Origin of the sequence: Peribacillus sp. B2I2 (assembly GCF_041261685.1) — a bacterium.
GTDB lineage: Bacteria > Bacillota > Bacilli > Bacillales > DSM-1321 > Peribacillus.
Genome location: NZ_JBGCCB010000001.1, coordinates 2,909,268 through 2,926,540, shown reverse-complemented (window position 1 = coordinate 2,926,540; position 17,273 = coordinate 2,909,268). Strand labels below are relative to the sequence as shown.

Here is a 17,273-nt window from a genome sequence, read left to right as displayed (position 1 = left end):
ATGAAGATATGAATGCTGATCAACATGCAAAAAAACTTAGCGACATTTCTTTTTCCGTTCTGGACCTAGCTTCTATTGTTGAGGGTGGTACAGTTTCGGGAGCTTTTAAAAATACAATAGATTTAGCCAAGCATGTGGAGCAATGGAATTATAACCGTTTCTGGGTTGCTGAACACCATAGCATGCCAGGGATCGCAAGCTCTGCAACGTCAGTGCTTATAGGCTATGTGGCAGGAAAGACGGAAAGAATTCGTGTGGGTTCTGGTGGCATAATGCTGCCGAATCATGCACCACTTGTTATCGCAGAACAATTTGGAACATTGGAAGCAATGTATCCTGGTAGAATAGATTTGGGACTTGGGCGAGCTCCGGGAAGCGACCAATATACGGCCATGGCTCTCCGGGGTGATGTACGTAATAACGGTCAGGATTTTCCTGAACAATTAGCACAGCTCCGCAGCTATTTGGATGCGGATTCTAAACATAATCGTGTTCGTGCCATCCCTGGAGAAGGACAGGACATTCCGATTTGGCTGCTTGGTTCAAGTGGCTTCAGTGCAGCATTATCAGCTCAGCTGGGATTGCCATTTTCATTTGCAAGCCATTTTTCCCCTGAAAATACCCAACCAGCTTTAGCTCGTTACCGCAATAATTTCCAACCATCAGACGTTCTCGATAAACCTTATGTCATGGTTGGTGTCAATGTTTTTGCAGCAGATTCTTCGGAAGAAGCACAAAGGATTGCTACATCTTATCAACAGCAATTCTTGAATTTGATCCGTAATACACCAGGACAACTTGCTCCTCCAGTTGATACGATGGAAGGCATTTGGACAGAATATGAAAAGGCCATTGTCATGAAACAACTGAATGCCTCCATTATAGGAAATCCGGAAGAGGTAAAAGAGCAGTTGCAGACCTTTTTAGATGAAACCCAGGCGGATGAAATGATTATAAACTCTGCCATTTATGATCAGGATGCACGCCTTCGTTCTTATGAAATCATTGCAGAAGTGACTGGAATGAAATAAGTGTCATTGAATGAGCTTGCAGATTACGTATCTGCAAGCTTTTTTAAAAATACATAACGATTGACTTTATAAACAAAGTTAGGAGAAAAGAATGAAACGAGAAGATCCTTTATTCTTAGTATTTCACTTCACAGATAAACAAGGTGACAGCAGGCCACTCTATTTTACGAACCCGAAAAAAGTGTTCACCGCCCATTCCATTGGGGATGTCCTTCCTCAATTTCAAAAAGTCCAGGAAGCGATCGAACAGGGGCATTACGCAGCGGGATATGTTTCCTATGAAGCTGCACCTGCTTTTGAAAAATCTTTTAAAGTAAAAGATGGAGCCAAAATGCCATTATTATGGTTCGGAATTTTTGATAAACCGGAAGAACAATTACCTGGAAAAATGACAGGGACCTTTAATTTGGCTGAATGGCAATCAGAAACGGATTCAAATACCTATCATTCCGGGTTTCAAAGAATAAAATCAGAAATTGAGAAAGGCAATACGTACCAAGTGAATTATACGATGCGTTTGCAATCCAAGTTCGAAGGAGATGACTTCGCTTTCTTTGATCGCTTGAAGAGAGCTCAACGCTCGAACTATAGTGCATATTTGAATGTGGGGACACATCGAATCCTCTCTGCTTCACCTGAGTTGTTTTTCCGTTGGGAAGATGGTCAGCTGATTACTCGACCAATGAAAGGAACGGTAAAGCGGGGAACGACACTGAAAATGGATCAACTCAATGCAGACTGGTTAGCAGCCTCGGAAAAGAATCAAGCTGAAAACTACATGATTGTGGACCTGCTCAGAAATGATTTGGGAATGATTGCAGAACCAGGAAGTGTCGAGGTTCCACAACTAAAGGCAATTGAAAAATATCCGACCGTTTGGCAAATGACATCCACGATAACAGCCGATACGAAACCCGGAACAACAATCATTGATATATTCAAGGCCCTTTTTCCATGTGGATCGATAACAGGGGCACCTAAAATAAAAACGATGGAAATCATCACTGATATCGAAAATTCCCCACGTGAAGTTTATTGCGGTGCAATCGGGTTTATCACTCCTGATTCCGAAGCCGTTTTTAATGTGCCGATTCGTACGGTAGTGATCGAAAAGGAAACAGGTAAAGCCGAGTATGGGGTAGGCGGGGGAATCACTTGGGATTCCGAGTTAACGGAAGAATATGACGAAGCCTTTTTAAAGGCCAAATTATTGTCAGTGGAAAGTCCTGCATACAAACTATTGGAATCGATCAAGCTCAACGATGGAGAATATGATTTGTTGAATGATCATATCGATCGGATGAAACAATCCGCTGATTACTTTAATTATCGGTTCTCTGAATTGAAACTTAGAGATCAACTCCAAAAGTATGCGGATATGAATAAAGGCACGTTGCAAAAGGTAAGGGTACTACTTAATGAATATGGTGAAATTGAAGTCTCCGGACAAGCAATTAAGCCCCTTGATTCAGAATTAACAGCTATCTTGGCTGAAACTCCAATATCAAGCGGAAATCCCTTTCTTTTTCATAAGACGACAAATCGTGATGTATATGAAGGCTTTCAAATGAATAATCCTGACTTCCATGACGTTCTACTTTGGAATGAAGAAGGATACATCACGGAATTCACGAATGGAAATGTAGTGGTGAAAATAAATGGAGACCTTTTTACGCCTCCTGTGGAATCAGGCCTACTTGCTGGAACTTTTCGTCAAGAGTTAATCAGGAAGAAGGAAATCAAAGAAAAGCCCATTTCAAAGGCTGACCTTAATAGCGCTGAGGAAATTTGGTTTATTAATAGTGTGCGAGGGAAATTAAAAGTGAATTTAACATTCTAAGCTGATTTCCCTGAAAAAATGATAATTGTAATCTTTATTGCAGTTTGTTGAGTTATAGTAGATGATGAATACTACATATACTGGGAGGGACTGCTGTGGAGATGCATAAAATCGCAGGTTTATCGATTATGGAGTGGAAGACGAAAGATCCAATGCTTAAAAATCTTATAAACATGGATGAAGTCTTTTGGATGAATCCAAATTACGGTGCCAAACAAGAAAACCCAATCGTCCATGCTGAACAGGTTAAAGCGGCTGAGGACAGATTGGATAGATTCGCAAATTATATGATTAATGCCTTTCCGGAAACTGGACCAATGGAGGGAATCATTGAATCACCACTAGTTGAGATTCCTTCCATGCAAAAAAAATTGGAAGAATCCTATAAGACTGAAATGGCTGGGAAACTTTTGCTTAAATGTGACAGTCATTTACCTATTTCAGGATCTATCAAGGCACGCGGAGGTATTTACGAGGTGTTGAAACGTGCCGAGGAAATTGCCATGAAGCATGGTGGTTTAAGACTAACTGATAACTATGGAATACTTGCGAGTGATGAATACAAAGAGCTTTTTTCAAAATATTCGATTGCAGTCGGTTCAACCGGCAATTTAGGAATGAGTATTGGTATAATAAGCGCTAAGCTGGGGTTTAAGGTAACAGTCCATATGTCGGCAGATGCCAAACAGTGGAAAAAGGATAAATTAACAAGTCTTGGTGTCATTGTAAAAGAATATGATGATGATTATAGTAAAGCTGTAGAAGAAGGCCGTAAGGAAGCATTACTTGATCCCAATTGCCATTTTATTGATGATGAAAATTCGGTGGATTTGCTGCTGGGATATGCGACGGCTGCAACGCGGCTGAAGAAGCAACTGAAAGATATGTCCATTCCAGTTGACGAAGATCACCCTTTGTTTGTGTACTTACCGTGTGGAGTCGGCGGCGGACCAGGCGGTATCACATATGGGCTCAAGTTAGCCTTCGGAGATGATGTTCATTGTTTTTTTGCAGAACCGACACACTCACCATGCATGACGCTCGGATTGATGACAGGCCTTCATGACAAAGTCTCGGTGCAGGAATTTGGAATCGATAATAAGACGGAAGCGGATGGACTTGCTGTCGGAAGACCTTCAGCATTAGTTTCCAGTATGATGACGACCATGTTAAGCGGCAGCTATACCATAGAGGATAAAAGGTTATTCGAACTGCTCCGGGAGATGGCAGAGACGGAAGGCTATTATTTAGAACCATCTGCCCTCGCAGGAGCATTCGGACCCATACAACTTTTTTCAGGTCCAGAAGAAAGGAAATATCTTAGGGACCAAAAACTGCTGGATAAAATGAACCAATCCACACATATCATCTGGGCGACTGGCGGGAGCATGGTACCCAAGGATATGATGGACCAATATTTATCTAAAAGTTAAAAAAAAAGAAGTTCACGACAGTGAACTTCTTTTTTTTTATAAACCCCATGATTTCAATAAAAGGTGAATGGCTTTTTCCAATCCAGATTCAGGAATCCCTGCAAAGCCCAATATGATTTTAGGAGGATGTTCGTCAATTTTTTCGATCGAATATGTGGATAATCCATAAATTTTAATATGGTCTTCGTTTGCCTTTTGGATAAGTGTCTGTTCATCCATGCCGTTCTTAACGATGAGGACGATATGTAATCCTGACCGCTCACCAGTGATGGTTATTTGTTGATGTGGTTTAAACAGCTCGATCACTTTATCCAACTTGCGCCGGTAAACTTTCCTCATCCGATTTAAATGCTTTTCGAAATCCCCTTCCTTCATGAACTGTGTCAACACATGTTGATCAATCCGTGAAACGGTCGAATGGTAAAAAGATAATTTCTGTTGATGCATTTGTAACAGCGAAGCGGGTAGAACCATATAACTGATCCGAATTGATGGCATCAATGATTTGGAGAATGATCCTAAGTAAATCACCTTATCACCAGCATCCATACTTTGTAAGGAAGGAATTGTTTTTCCACTATAACGAAATTCACTATCGTAATCGTCTTCGATAATATAGCGGTTTGCTGCCCCTTGAGCCCAGTTCAGCAATCGCGTCCGTCTGTTAACGGATAAGATCGTCCCATAGGGGAAGTGATGTGAGGGAGTTACATACACTACATCGATCTTTGAATCTTCAATTGGGTTTACCTTTACGCCTTCTTCATCAATTTGCAGTGGATGGACTTCATTTGGGTAGCTGCGTAAAATCCGGTGAATCAAGTGATATCCAGGATCTTCAACACCATAAATGGCATTTTTATCGAAAAGAAGTACAAGCTGCTGCAATAAAATTTCCATTCCTGCACCAATGATGATCTGTTCGGGCACACATTGAACCCCACGTGCATGATACAAATAATGGGCAATTTCACATCGTAATTCATATTCCCCTCTAGAATCCCCCAGTAAAAGAAGATCTTGATGCGATTCATCAATTTTATTTTTCGTGTATTTTCTCCATTTTTCAAATGGGAAGTTTTCCGTGTCAATTTGGCTGGGATGAAAATGATACAGTAAATCCCCTTCATTATCATTAATTTGTTCCAAGGAAACTTGGTCGGTTTGCGTATACTCTAAATCCTCGAATGTTTGAATATAGTACCCTTTTCTTGGTATGACTTCAACGTATCCTTCAGCAGTTAATTGTTCATATGCTGTCTCGACAGTATTTTGACTAATCTGAAGGAACTCTGCCAATTTACGTTTGGAAGGCAGTTTTGTGCCATAAAGAAGACGGCCATCAATGATTTCTTTTTTAATATGTGAATATAATTGTTCGTACAAAGGTACTTCACTAAATCGATTTAAATCACAAGTTAGCATATTCATATTGTTTCCGCCTTTTAGATAAAATTATACTGACCCCATTAAATTAATTAAAACTGACACTTTCAATACGGTCAACTATTTTTTATACTAAACACAACAAATCTAAAAAATGCAAATATTAGGGGGAAGAGAAATGGAAAAATTATTAGGAACTGACACAGTAAAAAGAGGAATGGCACAAATGCAAAAGGGTGGCGTAATTATGGACGTCATAAATGCAGAACAAGCAAAAATTGCTGAAGCATCAGGTGCTGTCGCTGTCATGGCATTGGAGAGGGTTCCTTCAGACATCCGTGCGGCTGGCGGGGTAGCAAGAATGGCAGATCCGCGAATTGTCGAGGAAGTAATGAATGCAGTATCCATCCCGGTCATGGCTAAAGCAAGGATTGGCCATATTGTTGAATCAAGGATCCTGGAATCCATGGGAGTGGATTATATCGATGAAAGTGAAGTGCTGACGCCTGCTGATGAAGAATATCATATATTAAAAAGTGATTTCACAGTTCCTTTCGTTTGTGGCTGCCGTGATTTAGGCGAAGCTTCACGCCGTATTGGAGAAGGAGCATCGATGCTTCGTACAAAAGGAGAACCAGGTACAGGTAATATCGTGGAAGCTGTGCGTCATATGAGAAAGGTACAGTCCCAAATTCGTAAAGTGAGCATCATGAGTGATGATGAATTAATGACGGAAGCAAAAAATATTGGTGCCCCTTATGAAATTTTAAGAGAAATCAAACGGACGGGTAAATTGCCTGTAGTTAACTTTGCAGCTGGCGGAATTGCCACTCCAGCAGATGCAGCACTGATGATGGAATTGGGAGCAGATGGCGTATTCGTGGGGTCCGGTATTTTTAAATCGGAGAATCCAGAAAAATTCGCATCGGCAATCGTTCAAGCGACTACATATTTCACAGATTATGAATTGATAGGCCGGTTGTCAAAAGAGTTGGGCAGTGCAATGAAAGGAATCGATATTTCCAAACTAGCTCCAGCAGAACGTATGCAGGAACGTGGATGGTAATATGATAACTATCGGTGTTTTGGGATTACAGGGTGCAGTTGAAGAACACTTGAACCAAATCAATGCTGCCGGTGAACAAGCAATACTTGTTAAAAAACCGGAACAGCTGCAAGAAATCGATGGCTTAATCATTCCAGGCGGAGAAAGCACCACGATGAGAAAGCTAATGGATCGTTATGGATTCAAGGAACCAATCAAAACTTTCTTCGAACATAAAAAACCTATTTTCGGTACTTGTGCGGGGATGGTATTGGCGGCCAACGAATTGACTGGTGATGAGAAAGCCTATCTTGAACTAATGGACATTTCCGTGAAAAGGAACGGATTTGGACGTCAACGGGATAGTTTCGAGGCTGAATTATCAATTAAAGGAATGGAAGAACCTTTTAAGGCCGTTTTCATCCGAGCTCCATTTGCGGATGGAATTGGAGAAGATGTAGAGATATTGGCTGTTTATGAAGAGAATGTTGTTGCTGCGAGACAAGAACATGTCCTTGTCAGTGCGTTTCATCCAGAATTAACAGGGGATGATCGTTTCATGCAACTTTTCATTGAAATGGTTAAGACATCCATATGTAAAGTCGAATTGAAAACCTGTTAAACAAATGAAGCTGTCCTTTTATTAGGACAGCTTTTCTTTCTAATGCACTAAAAGCTAAAAGGGTATGATTAAATAACATATTGCTTGAAATTACTATTTTATATTTATATAACAAATAAGTAAGTAATTACTCACTTATTTGTTATGAGCTTTGAAAGAGGGATGTATATGACAGCAAGAGTTGCAGTTATTACAGGAGGAGCAAGCGGAATTGCCGAGCGACATGCTTGAAATTCGCAGCCAAAGGGGACAAGGTCGTTGTTGCGGATTTTAATGAAGAAATGGGACGGGAAACCGTTGAACGGATAACGGCGGATGGTGGAGAGGGCATTTTTCTTAAAACGGATGTTTCCAATCATGAAGATGTTGAAGCGTTAATCAATAAAGCGATCTAAGCCTACGGTAGGATCGATATCATGTTTAATAATGCCGGCATTGGTGCTGGAGGGATGATCCTCGATCAAGATATGGACGGGTACTTCAAAACGATTGGAGTGAACCAGCACGGAGTGGCCTTCGGCATCATGGCAGCAGGCAGGAAAATGAAGGAACTGGGTATCAAGGGTGTCATTATAAATACCGCCTCTGTGTTTGGCTACTTAGCTTCCCATGGGACTTTTGCCTATCAGGCGTCCAAAGGTGCTGTTAGAATGATGACACAGACAGCAGCTTTGGAATTGGGTGCTTATGGAATACGCGTAGTAGGCAATACACCAGGCGGTGTTGATACTCCAATCATACAAGGCTATAAAGATATGGGAATCATCGATAAATTGAATGCAAGTCAAATGCACGGTAAATTAATTAAGCCAGAAGCCATTGCAAATGCTGTCTATTTATTATCCTTGGAAGAAGCGGATGCAATCAATGGAAGTGTAGCCATGGTCGATGATGGCTATGCATCTTTTAAATGATTATCTGAAAAAGAAAACATCGTCCAAATTAGACGATGTTTTCTATATACGATATATGGGAATATTGATTTCTAATAGATCGAAGGTAATATTGACCGATTGGTACCATCGGGATATCATGTAAAATAGATTGGTGAAACCAGTCTTATCTTTATAAAAGAAGGTTGATATTTTTGAAAAAAGGGCAGCAAACCAAAGAACGAATCATAAATGTAGCCCGGACTCTTTTTGCGACAAAAGGGTTTGACATGACAAGAACGAATGAAATTGCCTCTGCATGCAATGTTTCCGAAGCTACTATTTACAAATACTTTGAAAGCAAAAAAGATTTGCTTCTGGCTACAATTACTCCTAATGAAAAAGAGGAGGCTGAAGATGGGACAAACCATCTGTCAACTGATGATCTTGTGGAAAATCACGTTTGCACCATGATTAAAAACGTTCTTGAAAATAAAGAACAGTTTTCGATATTATTTCGGGAAACACAATTCGATCAAGATATTTCAAAGCAATATGTTGATCAAATTCTCAAGCCGAATGCCAAGCATATTGAAATACAGAAGAGAATAGATAGCGGAGAGATCCAATATATTTCTGATATTATCCTTTTTAATGTGGGGATCATTTCTTTCACATTGGCATTATCTACACATTATGAGATTCATCAACAGAAAAAGGAACCATATTTTACTTCTGAACGAATTAAGAGCATTGCACAACTTTTGGTATATGGTATTCATGGAAAACAAAATCATACATAATGAAACGGTCATATTAAAAGGCTTGTGCATCAAGCCGCAAATATGACCGTGTTTTTTTGAATGGTAAGCAATCATTACTTGTGAAATTAATAAACCGGAGTGTAAGATTTGACTTATATTTTTCAGACTATTACGATAAATGCATGCTGCAACAAATTCATTACGAGGATTTTTATTCTAAAAACCATGTAATATGGGAGGGGATTAATATGAGCGATATCGTAATTTTATCAGGTAGTCCAGCGATTCCATCAAGAACGGACATTTCACTAAAACATATTCAATCATTAGTCGAAAACCAAGGATTTACCACAGCTTATTACTCAATTACGGATTTCTCAGCAGATGATTTATTCCAAGGGAAATATAATAGCGAAGATATCTTAAAGCTTTCGGAGAAAATACAAGCAGCCAGAGGAATCATCATTGGTTCACCGGTATATAAGGCTTCTTATACAGGGGTATTAAAAGCCTTGATTGATTTGCTGCCAGAAGGAGCTTTTAAGGGGAAGCCAGTGCTGCCCATTATGATTGGCGGAAGTAACAGGCATTTATTGGCGATTGATTATGCGCTTAAACCATTAATTTCAATATTAAAAGGCGAGCCGTTGCAGGGCATATATTTTGTGGATAAGGAAATAGATAAACAGAATTCAGAAAACCCGATCAATGACTTGAATTTAGTTGATCGCGTCCAGAGTCAGGTTCAAGAATTTATAGAAGCGATTCAGTTAAGAAATTAATAAGTAATCGACTTCAACAAAAGGAATGGAATTCAAGTAATTACTTTTTCAATGAATGACAGGCATCAATAATAGCTTAATAATGAAAATAGACTCATTTTTTTGGAGACTTTATCTAAAAAGACGAGTCTATTTTCATATTTAAATGAACATAAAATCATGAATGGAATAGTGTGTATAAAAATAACAGTTCCTCCATAATATTAAACCAAGTTATTTTATAAGAAAACTCCATTGACAAGGATTAAATATATGTTAATATTTAAAATAATAAAACTTATCCAGAGCGACGGAGGGAATTGGCCCTTTGAAGTCCAGCAACCTGCATGATGGATGCAAGGTGCTACCTCCAACAAAATGTTGATCATTTTGGAAGATAAGGTAAAGAATATTTACCTTGAAATCTTTCCATCATGGAAAGATTTTTATTTTTCGGAAAATTCTTTGGGAAACCATAACAATTTAAGGTTGTTTGGAATTATATAAATTTAATAAATTCATTTAATCAGCGGTGAAATAATATATTCGCGGATTTTCTTAAAGGAGGAACAGGTTTGGATAAAGAGAATCAGCTTGAAGAAATATTTGAACGACTTCAAGAAATGCTTAATTCAATGAAGTATGGATCGATTACACTTATTGTCCAAGATGGTAAAATCATTCAAATGGAAAGAAATGAAAAGCTAAGAATTAAATAAGGTATCTGCTGACTAGAAAAACTAGAGGCGGGTTTAACTGATATAAAGAGAGTATTGGTTAGATTCGTCTCTTTTTCCTAGGGTCATTTAAACTGGGGAAGATTATAACGGGCATTGATCAAAAGTAACTCTAACCAGCGACATACAGCAAGTTCTTAGAGGGGGCTACAAAGTTGGCTGCATTAATAAACTATGAAAATTTCAACACCGGGGATTTACCTGTATTTCCTGAAGATAGTGAGACAAAAGGTGCTTTGGAAGTACTGCAATGGGCGAATGACCATTATGGAAACAAACTGATATATGCGTGTAGTTTCGGTATAGAAGGCATCGTGCTTACGGATTTATTGGCGAAGGTCAATCCCTCGGCAAAAATAGTTTTCCTTGATACAGATGTTCATTTTGAGGAAACTTACCAATTGATCGATCAAGTGAAAAAGCGATATCCAAATCTTTCAATCGAAATGAAGAAACCAGCATTGACGCTTGAAGAACAGGCGGCGGAACATGGGGATGAATTATGGCTTAGCGATTCCAATAAGTGCTGTAACATCCGTAAAATCACTCCACTTACAGATGTGCTTTCAACGGCAACAGCCTGGCTTTCGGGACTACGGAGGGAGCAATCTGAAACAAGGGCTCTGACAGAGTATATCAATAAGGATAATAAGTTCAAGTCAGTAAAAATATGTCCACTCATACATTGGACATGGAAAGATGTTTGGCGTTATGCCCACAAAAATGGACTTCCATATAATATCTTACATGATAATGGATATCCAAGCATTGGTTGTAAAACATGTACGGCACCTGCCTTCAATGCAGATGATTTACGCTCAGGCCGTTGGCAAGGAGCCCAAAAAACGGAATGCGGATTGCATTTATCTTAAATAAATAGAAATTATAGGCTTAAATCAATAGAAACCATAGGGGGAAATTAGCATGACAATCAGTTTACCGCACGGAGGAACACTAATCGATCTTTGGGAACCAAAATATGATTTTAGTAAAATAACAAAGTCAATTGAAATTGACGAAATAGCTTTAAGTGATCTTGAATTGATAGGCACTGGTGCCTACAGCCCGATCAAAGGTTTCTTTACTAAAAGTGACTATGAGACAGTTGTCAAGGATATGAGACTTAGCAGCGGCCATGTATGGAGCATCCCGATTACGCTGCCTTTGAACGTTGAAGTTGCAGAAACTCTTACTATAGGTGAAGAGGTAAAGCTGACTCATGAAGGTGAAACATACGGAGTTCTCTCCGTTTCCGATATTTTCACTCCCGATAAACAATTGGAAGCGACATTAGTATATCAAACGGATGATGTGAAGCATCCTGGTGTGAAAAATTTATATAACCGCGGGGATGTATATGTCGGCGGAGAAATAAAGTTAGTCAAGAGAATAGAGCGTCCGCTATTTCAAGCAAATTATCTGGACCCAGTTGAGACAAGGAAAGCTTTTGCTGAAAAAGGCTGGGAAACGGTTGTCGGATTCCAAACGAGGAACCCTGTTCACCGTGCACATGAATATATTCAAAAGACAGCATTGGAGATTGTCGACGGCTTATTTTTAAATCCTCTTGTAGGTGCCACTAAATCCGATGACATTCCGGCAGATGTCCGAATGGAAAGCTATAAAGTGTTGCTTGAAAAATATTATCCCAAGGATCGCGTCTCACTTGCAGTTTTCCCTGCTGCCATGCGTTATGCAGGACCAAGAGAAGCGATTTTCCATGCGATGGTCCGTAAAAATTACGGTTGCACCCATTTTATCGTCGGACGTGATCATGCGGGTGTGGGTGATTATTATGGCACATATGATGCTCAAAAAATCTTTGGGAATTTTAACGCAGATGAGTTAGGGATCACGCTATTATTCTTTGAACATAGTTTTTACTGTAAAGAATGTGGCAATATGGCTTCCGCTAAAACTTGTCCGCATGGCAAGGAAGACCATGTCATCCTGTCTGGAACGAAAGTAAGGGAAATGTTGCGTAATGGAGAAATTCCTCCAGCTACCTTTAGCCGTAAAGAAGTCATCGAGGTGTTGATCGAAGGTCTTAAAAAGAATGAAGTTTATAACTGATTGGACATAAATTGAAGGATCACATGAAGAGGGGGATTATTAAATGAGTAAAAGTACGAATGTCACTTGGCATGATACGTCATTGACCAAGGAGCTCCGCCGGAAGCAGAACGGGCATGAAAGCACAGTTCTATGGTTTACAGGACTCTCGGGTTCAGGAAAATCAACGATTGCGAATGCGGTCGCTAAAGAGTTATATAATCGGAATATTCGAAGTTATGTTTTGGATGGTGATAATATCCGCCACGGTTTAAATAAAGATTTAGGTTTTTCTGAAGAGGATCGGACCGAGAATATTAGGCGAATCGGTGAGGTTTCCAAGTTATTCGTGGATAGTGGGCAGTTCGTATTGACCGCCTTCATATCACCTTTCAGGGCAGATCGGCAGATTGTACGTGATTTACTCGATGAAGGGGAGTTTATTGAAGTATACATAAAGTGTCCGATCGAAGAGTGCGAAGTGCGTGATCCAAAAGGTCTTTATGACAAGGCGCGTAAAGGAATCATTAAAGATTTTACCGGAATCGACTCTCCATACGAAGAACCTGAACAACCGGAAATCATTTTAGAATCCGACCAATACAGCATTGAAGAGTGCGTTGAACAGGTAATCGCCTATTTGACAGCAAAGAAAGCGATCTAATCAAGGAGGAAAAGTAATGGTTTACGAGAAATTTTGGTCGGAAAATCCACTAATCGCTAAAAATAAAACGGAAATCTGGAAATTGGAAAAAGACGGATTGAAGATATTCGATGATATTCCACATTACGCTGCAAATGGTTTTGATTCCATCCCTAAAGAGAATTGGGATATGTTCAAGTGGGCAGGTCTATACCTGCAACGGCCAAAAGAAGCAGGTTACTGGATGATGCGTGTCGTTATTCCTGGAGGTATCCTGACTTATGATCAACAGATAACTCTAGCTAACATCGCTAAAGATTACGGGAGGGATGTATATGACATTACAACCCGTCAAGCCATTCAATTCCACTGGTTGACCATCGAACAAGTCCCGGATATCTTAAACCGTTTGGAAAAGGTTGGAATGACTACGGCCGGTGCTTGTGGTGATATCACACGTAATATCATCGGTAATGCATTGGCAGGCGTCGATTCTGACGAACTTTTTGATACTCGCGAGGTACTTTATGATGTATTTGAGTATTTCCGCCTTAACGAAGACTATTCGAACCTTCCTAGGAAATATAAAATGTCCATAAGTGCTAATATCCATAATGCTTCAAATGCTGAAATCAACTGTGTTTCATTCAATCCGGCTACTAAAGTAATTGATGGAGTAACGGAAGTTGGTTTTCACGTAAAAGTAGGCGGTGGGCTATCCTCCGTTCCGATGCTGGCAGAAGAACTTGACTTATTCATTTTACCTGAAAAAACAGTCGAAGTAGCGGCCGCCATCACGACGATATTCCGTGACTTTGGGTACCGTGAAAAACGTCATCGCTCGCGATTGAAATTCCTTGTCGCTGATTGGGGTCCTGAACGATTCAAGGAAAAATTGCTGGAATACACTGGTCCGCTTCCTGAAAAGGGAGAAAGTGCTGTGAAGGGATGGAATGCAGGTTATTTCTACGGCATCCATAAACAAAAGCAAGATGGTCTGAACTATGTTGGGGTCAATATACCTGTTGGTCGTCTAAATCCAGACGAAGTGATCGAGTTTGCCGAACTAGCGAAAAAATATGGAAATGGTGAAATCCGCAACTGTAATTCACAAAACCTGATCATTCCAAATGTGCCGGATGAAAAACTTGAGGAATTAAAGCAGGAATCCATCTTTGAAAGATTTCCATATCAACCAAAAAAATTCATTGGTTATTCCGTTTCTTGTACAGGCATCGAGTATTGCAACCTGGCACTCGTTGAAACAAAAAACAGAATGAGGACCATTTCTGAAACACTGGACAAGGAGATAGATCTCGATGTACCTGTAAGGATGCATATGGTAGGTTGTCCTAATAATTGCGGTCAAAGAGCCATCGCCGAGATAGGGCTGCAAGGCATAAAAATGAAGAACCAGGATAAAAAGATGGTCGAGGCTTTTGAGATATACGTCGGAGGAACGTTGAATGAAGGCGGGAAGTTCAATGAAAAACTTAAAGGAAAAGTGGAAGCTGAACAGCTCTATCATGTTCTAAAAGAACTGATCCTATTTTTCAAAGAAACAAAGCTTCTATCCGAAACCTTCCTTGATTTCGTGGAAAGGGTAGGAATAACAGAGTTACAAATAAAGCTAGATGATATTTTAGCGGAAGTTGCCGTTTAATAGGGGAAGGTAAGCAATCCATGAATCTATACCGTTTTGAAGTCACTATCAAGGAAGAACCGATCCATGTCATCATTGTTGCCGATTCAGATGAAAAAGCATTTGAGCTTGTTGATATCGAGCTGGAAAAGCAATATTTGAAAATGCCTGAAGTGGATGACATCTCATTATACGAAAAAAGGAAAATTAAAAATGGAGCAGGTTTCGTTTTAGCGAAATTCGAAACAATTCTCTAAGGGAAGGCAGGTTGCAAAAATGGGGAAAGTATATCTAGTAGGAGCCGGTCCCGGAGATCCAGATTTAATTACATTAAAAGGATTAAAATGCATTCAAGAAGCTGATGTCATTTTATATGATCGACTTGTCAATAAAGAACTATTGAATCATGCAAAAGACGGTGTAGAGTTGATTAATTGCGGTAAACTTCCGGATTATCATTTGTTGCAGCAGGAAACCATCAATAAATTCCTTGTCAAATATGCTAAAAAGGGAAAAGTCGTTACCCGTTTGAAAGGCGGCGATCCATTCGTCTTTGGAAGAGGTGGGGAGGAAGCGGAAGCCCTTGCCAAAAGTGGCGTGAGCTTTGAAATTGTACCAGGAATTACGGCTGGTATTGCCGCTACAGCTTATGCAGGAATTCCAGTTACACATAGGGATCACGCTTCATCTTTTGCGATTGTTACCGGGCATCGGAAAAAGGATGAAGAAGATAATATCAAGTGGGAATCACTTGCAAAAGGCATCGATACATTAGCTATTTACATGGGTGTTAAAAACTTGCCATATATTCAAGGGAAACTTATGGAGCATGGAAAAAGTCCCGAGACTCCGGTAGCCCTCATTCATTGGGGGACATTAAAAACGCAAAGGACAGCTGTCAGTACATTGGCTAATATAGTGGAAACCGCCAATAACGAACAGATTTCGAACCCTTGCATGATAGTCGTGGGCGATGTCGTTAATTTGCGAGAGAAAATTAAATGGTTTGAAGCAAAACAAACCGAAAATTTGTTGGCAAATGAGGCCTTTTAAATGGAAGCCATTTTATACATATGCCATGGTAGCCGCGTTAAAGAAGCCTCAGCCCAAGCCATTGATTTTATTAAAGTTTGTATGGCGGCACAACCCAATACCATTCAGGAGTATTGCTTCTTAGAGTTGGAAACTCCTACGATAGAAGACGCTTACGAACGCTGTGTACAAAAAGGTGCGACGAGAATAATCGCCATTCCTGTTCTATTGCTAACAGCCGTACATGCAAAACATGATATTCCAGTCATATTGAACAAAATGAAAAAACGGTACCCTGCCGTAGACTTGAAATACGGTAGGCCGATTGGTGTCAGTGATAAAATGGTTGACATTTTAGTGGAACGGTTGGAGGAAACAAGTGTAAGGGTTACAGAGGATTCATTGGTTTTATTGGTTGGGAGGGGCAGTAGTGATCCCGACGTTAAAAGGGATTTAGCTCGATTGGCCGAATTGCTAAGGAACAGGTTTCCAAAAATTCGTGTGCAAGAGTGCTATTTGACAGCTGCCACACCAAGCTTTGGAGAAGCATTGGATTATGCAGAGGAATATCCATCAAACCAAGTATTTATCATTCCTTACCTATTGTTTACCGGTCTCTTAATGCAGTCCATCGAAAATAGTTTAAAAAAGATTCAAAAAACTGGAAGGCAGAAATTCATACTTTGCCGGTATCTAGGTTATCATCCAAAGATTGAACAAGCAATATCGGAACGAATTCATGAAGTGAGTGGGGAGGGAGCTTATGTATCCAATTACGCTTAATATCGAGAACAGAAAGTGTGTCATCATCGGCGGTGGTAAAATAGGTTACTTTAAAGCGGGCCCTTTATTGAAAGCTGGTGCTGAAGTGACCGTCGTAAGCCCCGAGATATGCACGGGTTTTCAACTGTTGGAGAAGGAAGGTAAGATTAAAGTTTTACTTAAAGAAGTGGAAGAAACTGATTATAAAGATGCGTTTTTAATCATTGTTGCAACCAATTCCACTGAAGTTAATGAACGAGTGTATGAGAATGCATCCCAAAGTCAGTTGGTAAACGTAATTAGTAATCATGAGCTAGGTAATTTTCATATACCAGCCACATTGAATAGAGGCATGCTATCCATAAGTGTTTCCACCAATGGAGCAAGTCCAACGCTCGCAAAAAAAATTCGCAATGACTTAAGGGAAGTATATGATGAATCATATGAAGAATATCTTGAATTCCTTTTCGAAGCAAGGATGATTATTAAAAATGGTTCATTCTCAAAAGAGGAAAAAGCTAAGTTATTGAAAGATTCAATAGAGGATATTTATAAATATTCCCTGAAAGAAAGATTTCGTTTTTTAGCTAGGCTTTTGCCAGTAGAAGCTGAAGAAAATATATCATTGGGCTGATCAGAAAAACTGAAGGC

Annotated in this window: 17 protein-coding genes, 1 pseudogene and 1 riboswitch; of the genes and pseudogenes, 17 read left to right on the top strand and 1 reads right to left on the bottom strand. The window is 39.7% G+C overall.

Going from position 1 to position 17,273, the window contains the following annotated elements:
* Window positions 1–8: 8 nt before the first annotated feature.
* The 3 genes from ABIE66_RS14440 (at window position 9) to ABIE66_RS14430 (ending at window position 4,304) form a co-directional block, all read left to right on the top strand.
* A complete protein-coding gene (locus ABIE66_RS14440; RefSeq protein WP_289325211.1) occupies window positions 9–1,031 on the top strand; it encodes an LLM class flavin-dependent oxidoreductase in 1,023 nt (340 codons plus the stop codon).
* Between the two features lie 91 nt (window positions 1,032–1,122).
* A complete protein-coding gene (gene pabB, locus ABIE66_RS14435) occupies window positions 1,123–2,871 on the top strand; it encodes an aminodeoxychorismate synthase component I (RefSeq protein WP_370015204.1) in 1,749 nt (582 codons plus the stop codon).
* A gap of 101 nt (window positions 2,872–2,972) precedes the next feature.
* Window positions 2,973–4,304 (top strand): D-serine ammonia-lyase, encoded by a 1,332-nt coding sequence (locus ABIE66_RS14430; protein WP_370017048.1) that lies wholly within the window; start codon window positions 2,973–2,975, stop codon window positions 4,302–4,304.
* Between the two features lie 36 nt (window positions 4,305–4,340).
* On the opposite strand, the gene pdxR is transcribed toward ABIE66_RS14430, so the two are convergent.
* The gene (pdxR, locus tag ABIE66_RS14425) at window positions 4,341–5,735 is read right to left on the bottom strand and encodes a MocR-like pyridoxine biosynthesis transcription factor PdxR (protein ID WP_289325209.1); all 1,395 of its coding nucleotides are present in this window, start codon (window positions 5,733–5,735) and stop codon (window positions 4,341–4,343) included.
* Between the two features lie 133 nt (window positions 5,736–5,868).
* Between pdxR and pdxS the strand changes: the two genes are divergently transcribed.
* The 14 genes and pseudogenes from pdxS (at window position 5,869) to ABIE66_RS14355 (ending at window position 17,256) form a co-directional block, all read left to right on the top strand.
* A complete protein-coding gene (gene pdxS, locus ABIE66_RS14420; RefSeq protein ID WP_061463387.1) occupies window positions 5,869–6,756 on the top strand; it encodes a pyridoxal 5'-phosphate synthase lyase subunit PdxS in 888 nt (295 codons plus the stop codon).
* Window position 6,757: 1 nt separating this feature from the next.
* Window positions 6,758–7,357 carry a pyridoxal 5'-phosphate synthase glutaminase subunit PdxT gene (gene pdxT, locus ABIE66_RS14415; RefSeq protein WP_289325208.1) on the top strand — a complete coding sequence of 200 codons (600 nt, stop codon included), beginning with the start codon at window positions 6,758–6,760 and terminating at the stop codon, window positions 7,355–7,357.
* 168 nt (window positions 7,358–7,525) lie between these two features.
* Window positions 7,526–8,271: pseudogene (locus ABIE66_RS14410) on the top strand (SDR family NAD(P)-dependent oxidoreductase).
* A 173-nt stretch (window positions 8,272–8,444) separates the two neighbouring features.
* Complete coding sequence (locus ABIE66_RS14405; RefSeq protein WP_370015202.1) at window positions 8,445–9,032, top strand: TetR/AcrR family transcriptional regulator; 588 nt, start codon at window positions 8,445–8,447, stop codon at window positions 9,030–9,032.
* A gap of 209 nt (window positions 9,033–9,241) precedes the next feature.
* A complete protein-coding gene (ssuE, locus tag ABIE66_RS14400; RefSeq protein WP_289335157.1) occupies window positions 9,242–9,775 on the top strand; it encodes an NADPH-dependent FMN reductase in 534 nt (177 codons plus the stop codon).
* 274 nt (window positions 9,776–10,049) lie between these two features.
* Window positions 10,050–10,158: riboswitch (SAM riboswitch) on the top strand.
* Window positions 10,159–10,329: 171 nt separating this feature from the next.
* Complete coding sequence (locus ABIE66_RS14395) at window positions 10,330–10,473, top strand: YezD family protein (RefSeq protein WP_072273036.1); 144 nt, start codon at window positions 10,330–10,332, stop codon at window positions 10,471–10,473.
* Window positions 10,474–10,658: 185 nt separating this feature from the next.
* Complete coding sequence (locus ABIE66_RS14390; protein ID WP_370017047.1) at window positions 10,659–11,363, top strand: phosphoadenylyl-sulfate reductase; 705 nt, start codon at window positions 10,659–10,661, stop codon at window positions 11,361–11,363.
* 52 nt (window positions 11,364–11,415) lie between these two features.
* Window positions 11,416–12,564, top strand: a complete 1,149-nt coding sequence (gene sat / locus ABIE66_RS14385; protein ID WP_370015200.1) for a sulfate adenylyltransferase — start codon at window positions 11,416–11,418, stop codon at window positions 12,562–12,564.
* Window positions 12,565–12,607: 43 nt separating this feature from the next.
* Entirely contained in the window at window positions 12,608–13,207 is a 600-nt protein-coding gene (cysC, locus tag ABIE66_RS14380; RefSeq protein ID WP_370015199.1) for an adenylyl-sulfate kinase, read from the top strand.
* Between the two features lie 16 nt (window positions 13,208–13,223).
* Complete coding sequence (locus tag ABIE66_RS14375; RefSeq protein ID WP_370015198.1) at window positions 13,224–14,849, top strand: nitrite/sulfite reductase; 1,626 nt, start codon at window positions 13,224–13,226, stop codon at window positions 14,847–14,849.
* Window positions 14,850–14,869: 20 nt separating this feature from the next.
* On the top strand, window positions 14,870–15,085 hold the full coding sequence (locus ABIE66_RS14370; RefSeq protein WP_370015197.1) for a DUF3906 family protein: 216 nt from the start codon (window positions 14,870–14,872) through the stop codon (window positions 15,083–15,085).
* A 19-nt stretch (window positions 15,086–15,104) separates the two neighbouring features.
* On the top strand, window positions 15,105–15,881 hold the full coding sequence (cobA, locus tag ABIE66_RS14365) for a uroporphyrinogen-III C-methyltransferase (RefSeq protein WP_289325202.1): 777 nt from the start codon (window positions 15,105–15,107) through the stop codon (window positions 15,879–15,881).
* The gene (locus tag ABIE66_RS14360) at window positions 15,882–16,643 is read left to right on the top strand and encodes a sirohydrochlorin chelatase (protein ID WP_370015196.1); all 762 of its coding nucleotides are present in this window, start codon (window positions 15,882–15,884) and stop codon (window positions 16,641–16,643) included.
* Window positions 16,624–17,256, top strand: coding sequence for an NAD(P)-binding protein (locus ABIE66_RS14355; RefSeq protein ID WP_289325200.1), 633 nt, complete (start codon window positions 16,624–16,626; stop codon window positions 17,254–17,256). Before ABIE66_RS14360 ends, ABIE66_RS14355 begins: the two co-directional genes overlap by 20 nt.
* Window positions 17,257–17,273: the final 17 nt, after the last annotated feature.

Bases quoted from the DNA above. Each gene is read 5' to 3' on its own strand.
- ABIE66_RS14440 (WP_289325211.1), top strand. From the start codon at position 9: ATGAATGCTGATCAACATGCAAAAAAACTTAGCGACATTTCTTTTTCC.
- pabB (WP_370015204.1), top strand. From the start codon at position 1,123: ATGAAACGAGAAGATCCTTTATTCTTAGTATTTCACTTCACAGATAAA.
- ABIE66_RS14430 (WP_370017048.1), top strand. From the start codon at position 2,973: ATGCATAAAATCGCAGGTTTATCGATTATGGAGTGGAAGACGAAAGAT.
- pdxR (WP_289325209.1), bottom strand. From the start codon at position 5,735: ATGAATATGCTAACTTGTGATTTAAATCGATTTAGTGAAGTACCTTTG.
- pdxS (WP_061463387.1), top strand. From the start codon at position 5,869: ATGGAAAAATTATTAGGAACTGACACAGTAAAAAGAGGAATGGCACAA.
- pdxT (WP_289325208.1), top strand. From the start codon at position 6,758: ATGATAACTATCGGTGTTTTGGGATTACAGGGTGCAGTTGAAGAACAC.
- ssuE (WP_289335157.1), top strand. From the start codon at position 9,242: ATGAGCGATATCGTAATTTTATCAGGTAGTCCAGCGATTCCATCAAGA.
- sat (WP_370015200.1), top strand. From the start codon at position 11,416: ATGACAATCAGTTTACCGCACGGAGGAACACTAATCGATCTTTGGGAA.
- cysC (WP_370015199.1), top strand. From the start codon at position 12,608: ATGAGTAAAAGTACGAATGTCACTTGGCATGATACGTCATTGACCAAG.
- ABIE66_RS14375 (WP_370015198.1), top strand. From the start codon at position 13,224: ATGGTTTACGAGAAATTTTGGTCGGAAAATCCACTAATCGCTAAAAAT.
- ABIE66_RS14370 (WP_370015197.1), top strand. From the start codon at position 14,870: ATGAATCTATACCGTTTTGAAGTCACTATCAAGGAAGAACCGATCCAT.
- cobA (WP_289325202.1), top strand. From the start codon at position 15,105: ATGGGGAAAGTATATCTAGTAGGAGCCGGTCCCGGAGATCCAGATTTA.
- ABIE66_RS14360 (WP_370015196.1), top strand. From the start codon at position 15,882: ATGGAAGCCATTTTATACATATGCCATGGTAGCCGCGTTAAAGAAGCC.
- ABIE66_RS14355 (WP_289325200.1), top strand. From the start codon at position 16,624: ATGTATCCAATTACGCTTAATATCGAGAACAGAAAGTGTGTCATCATC.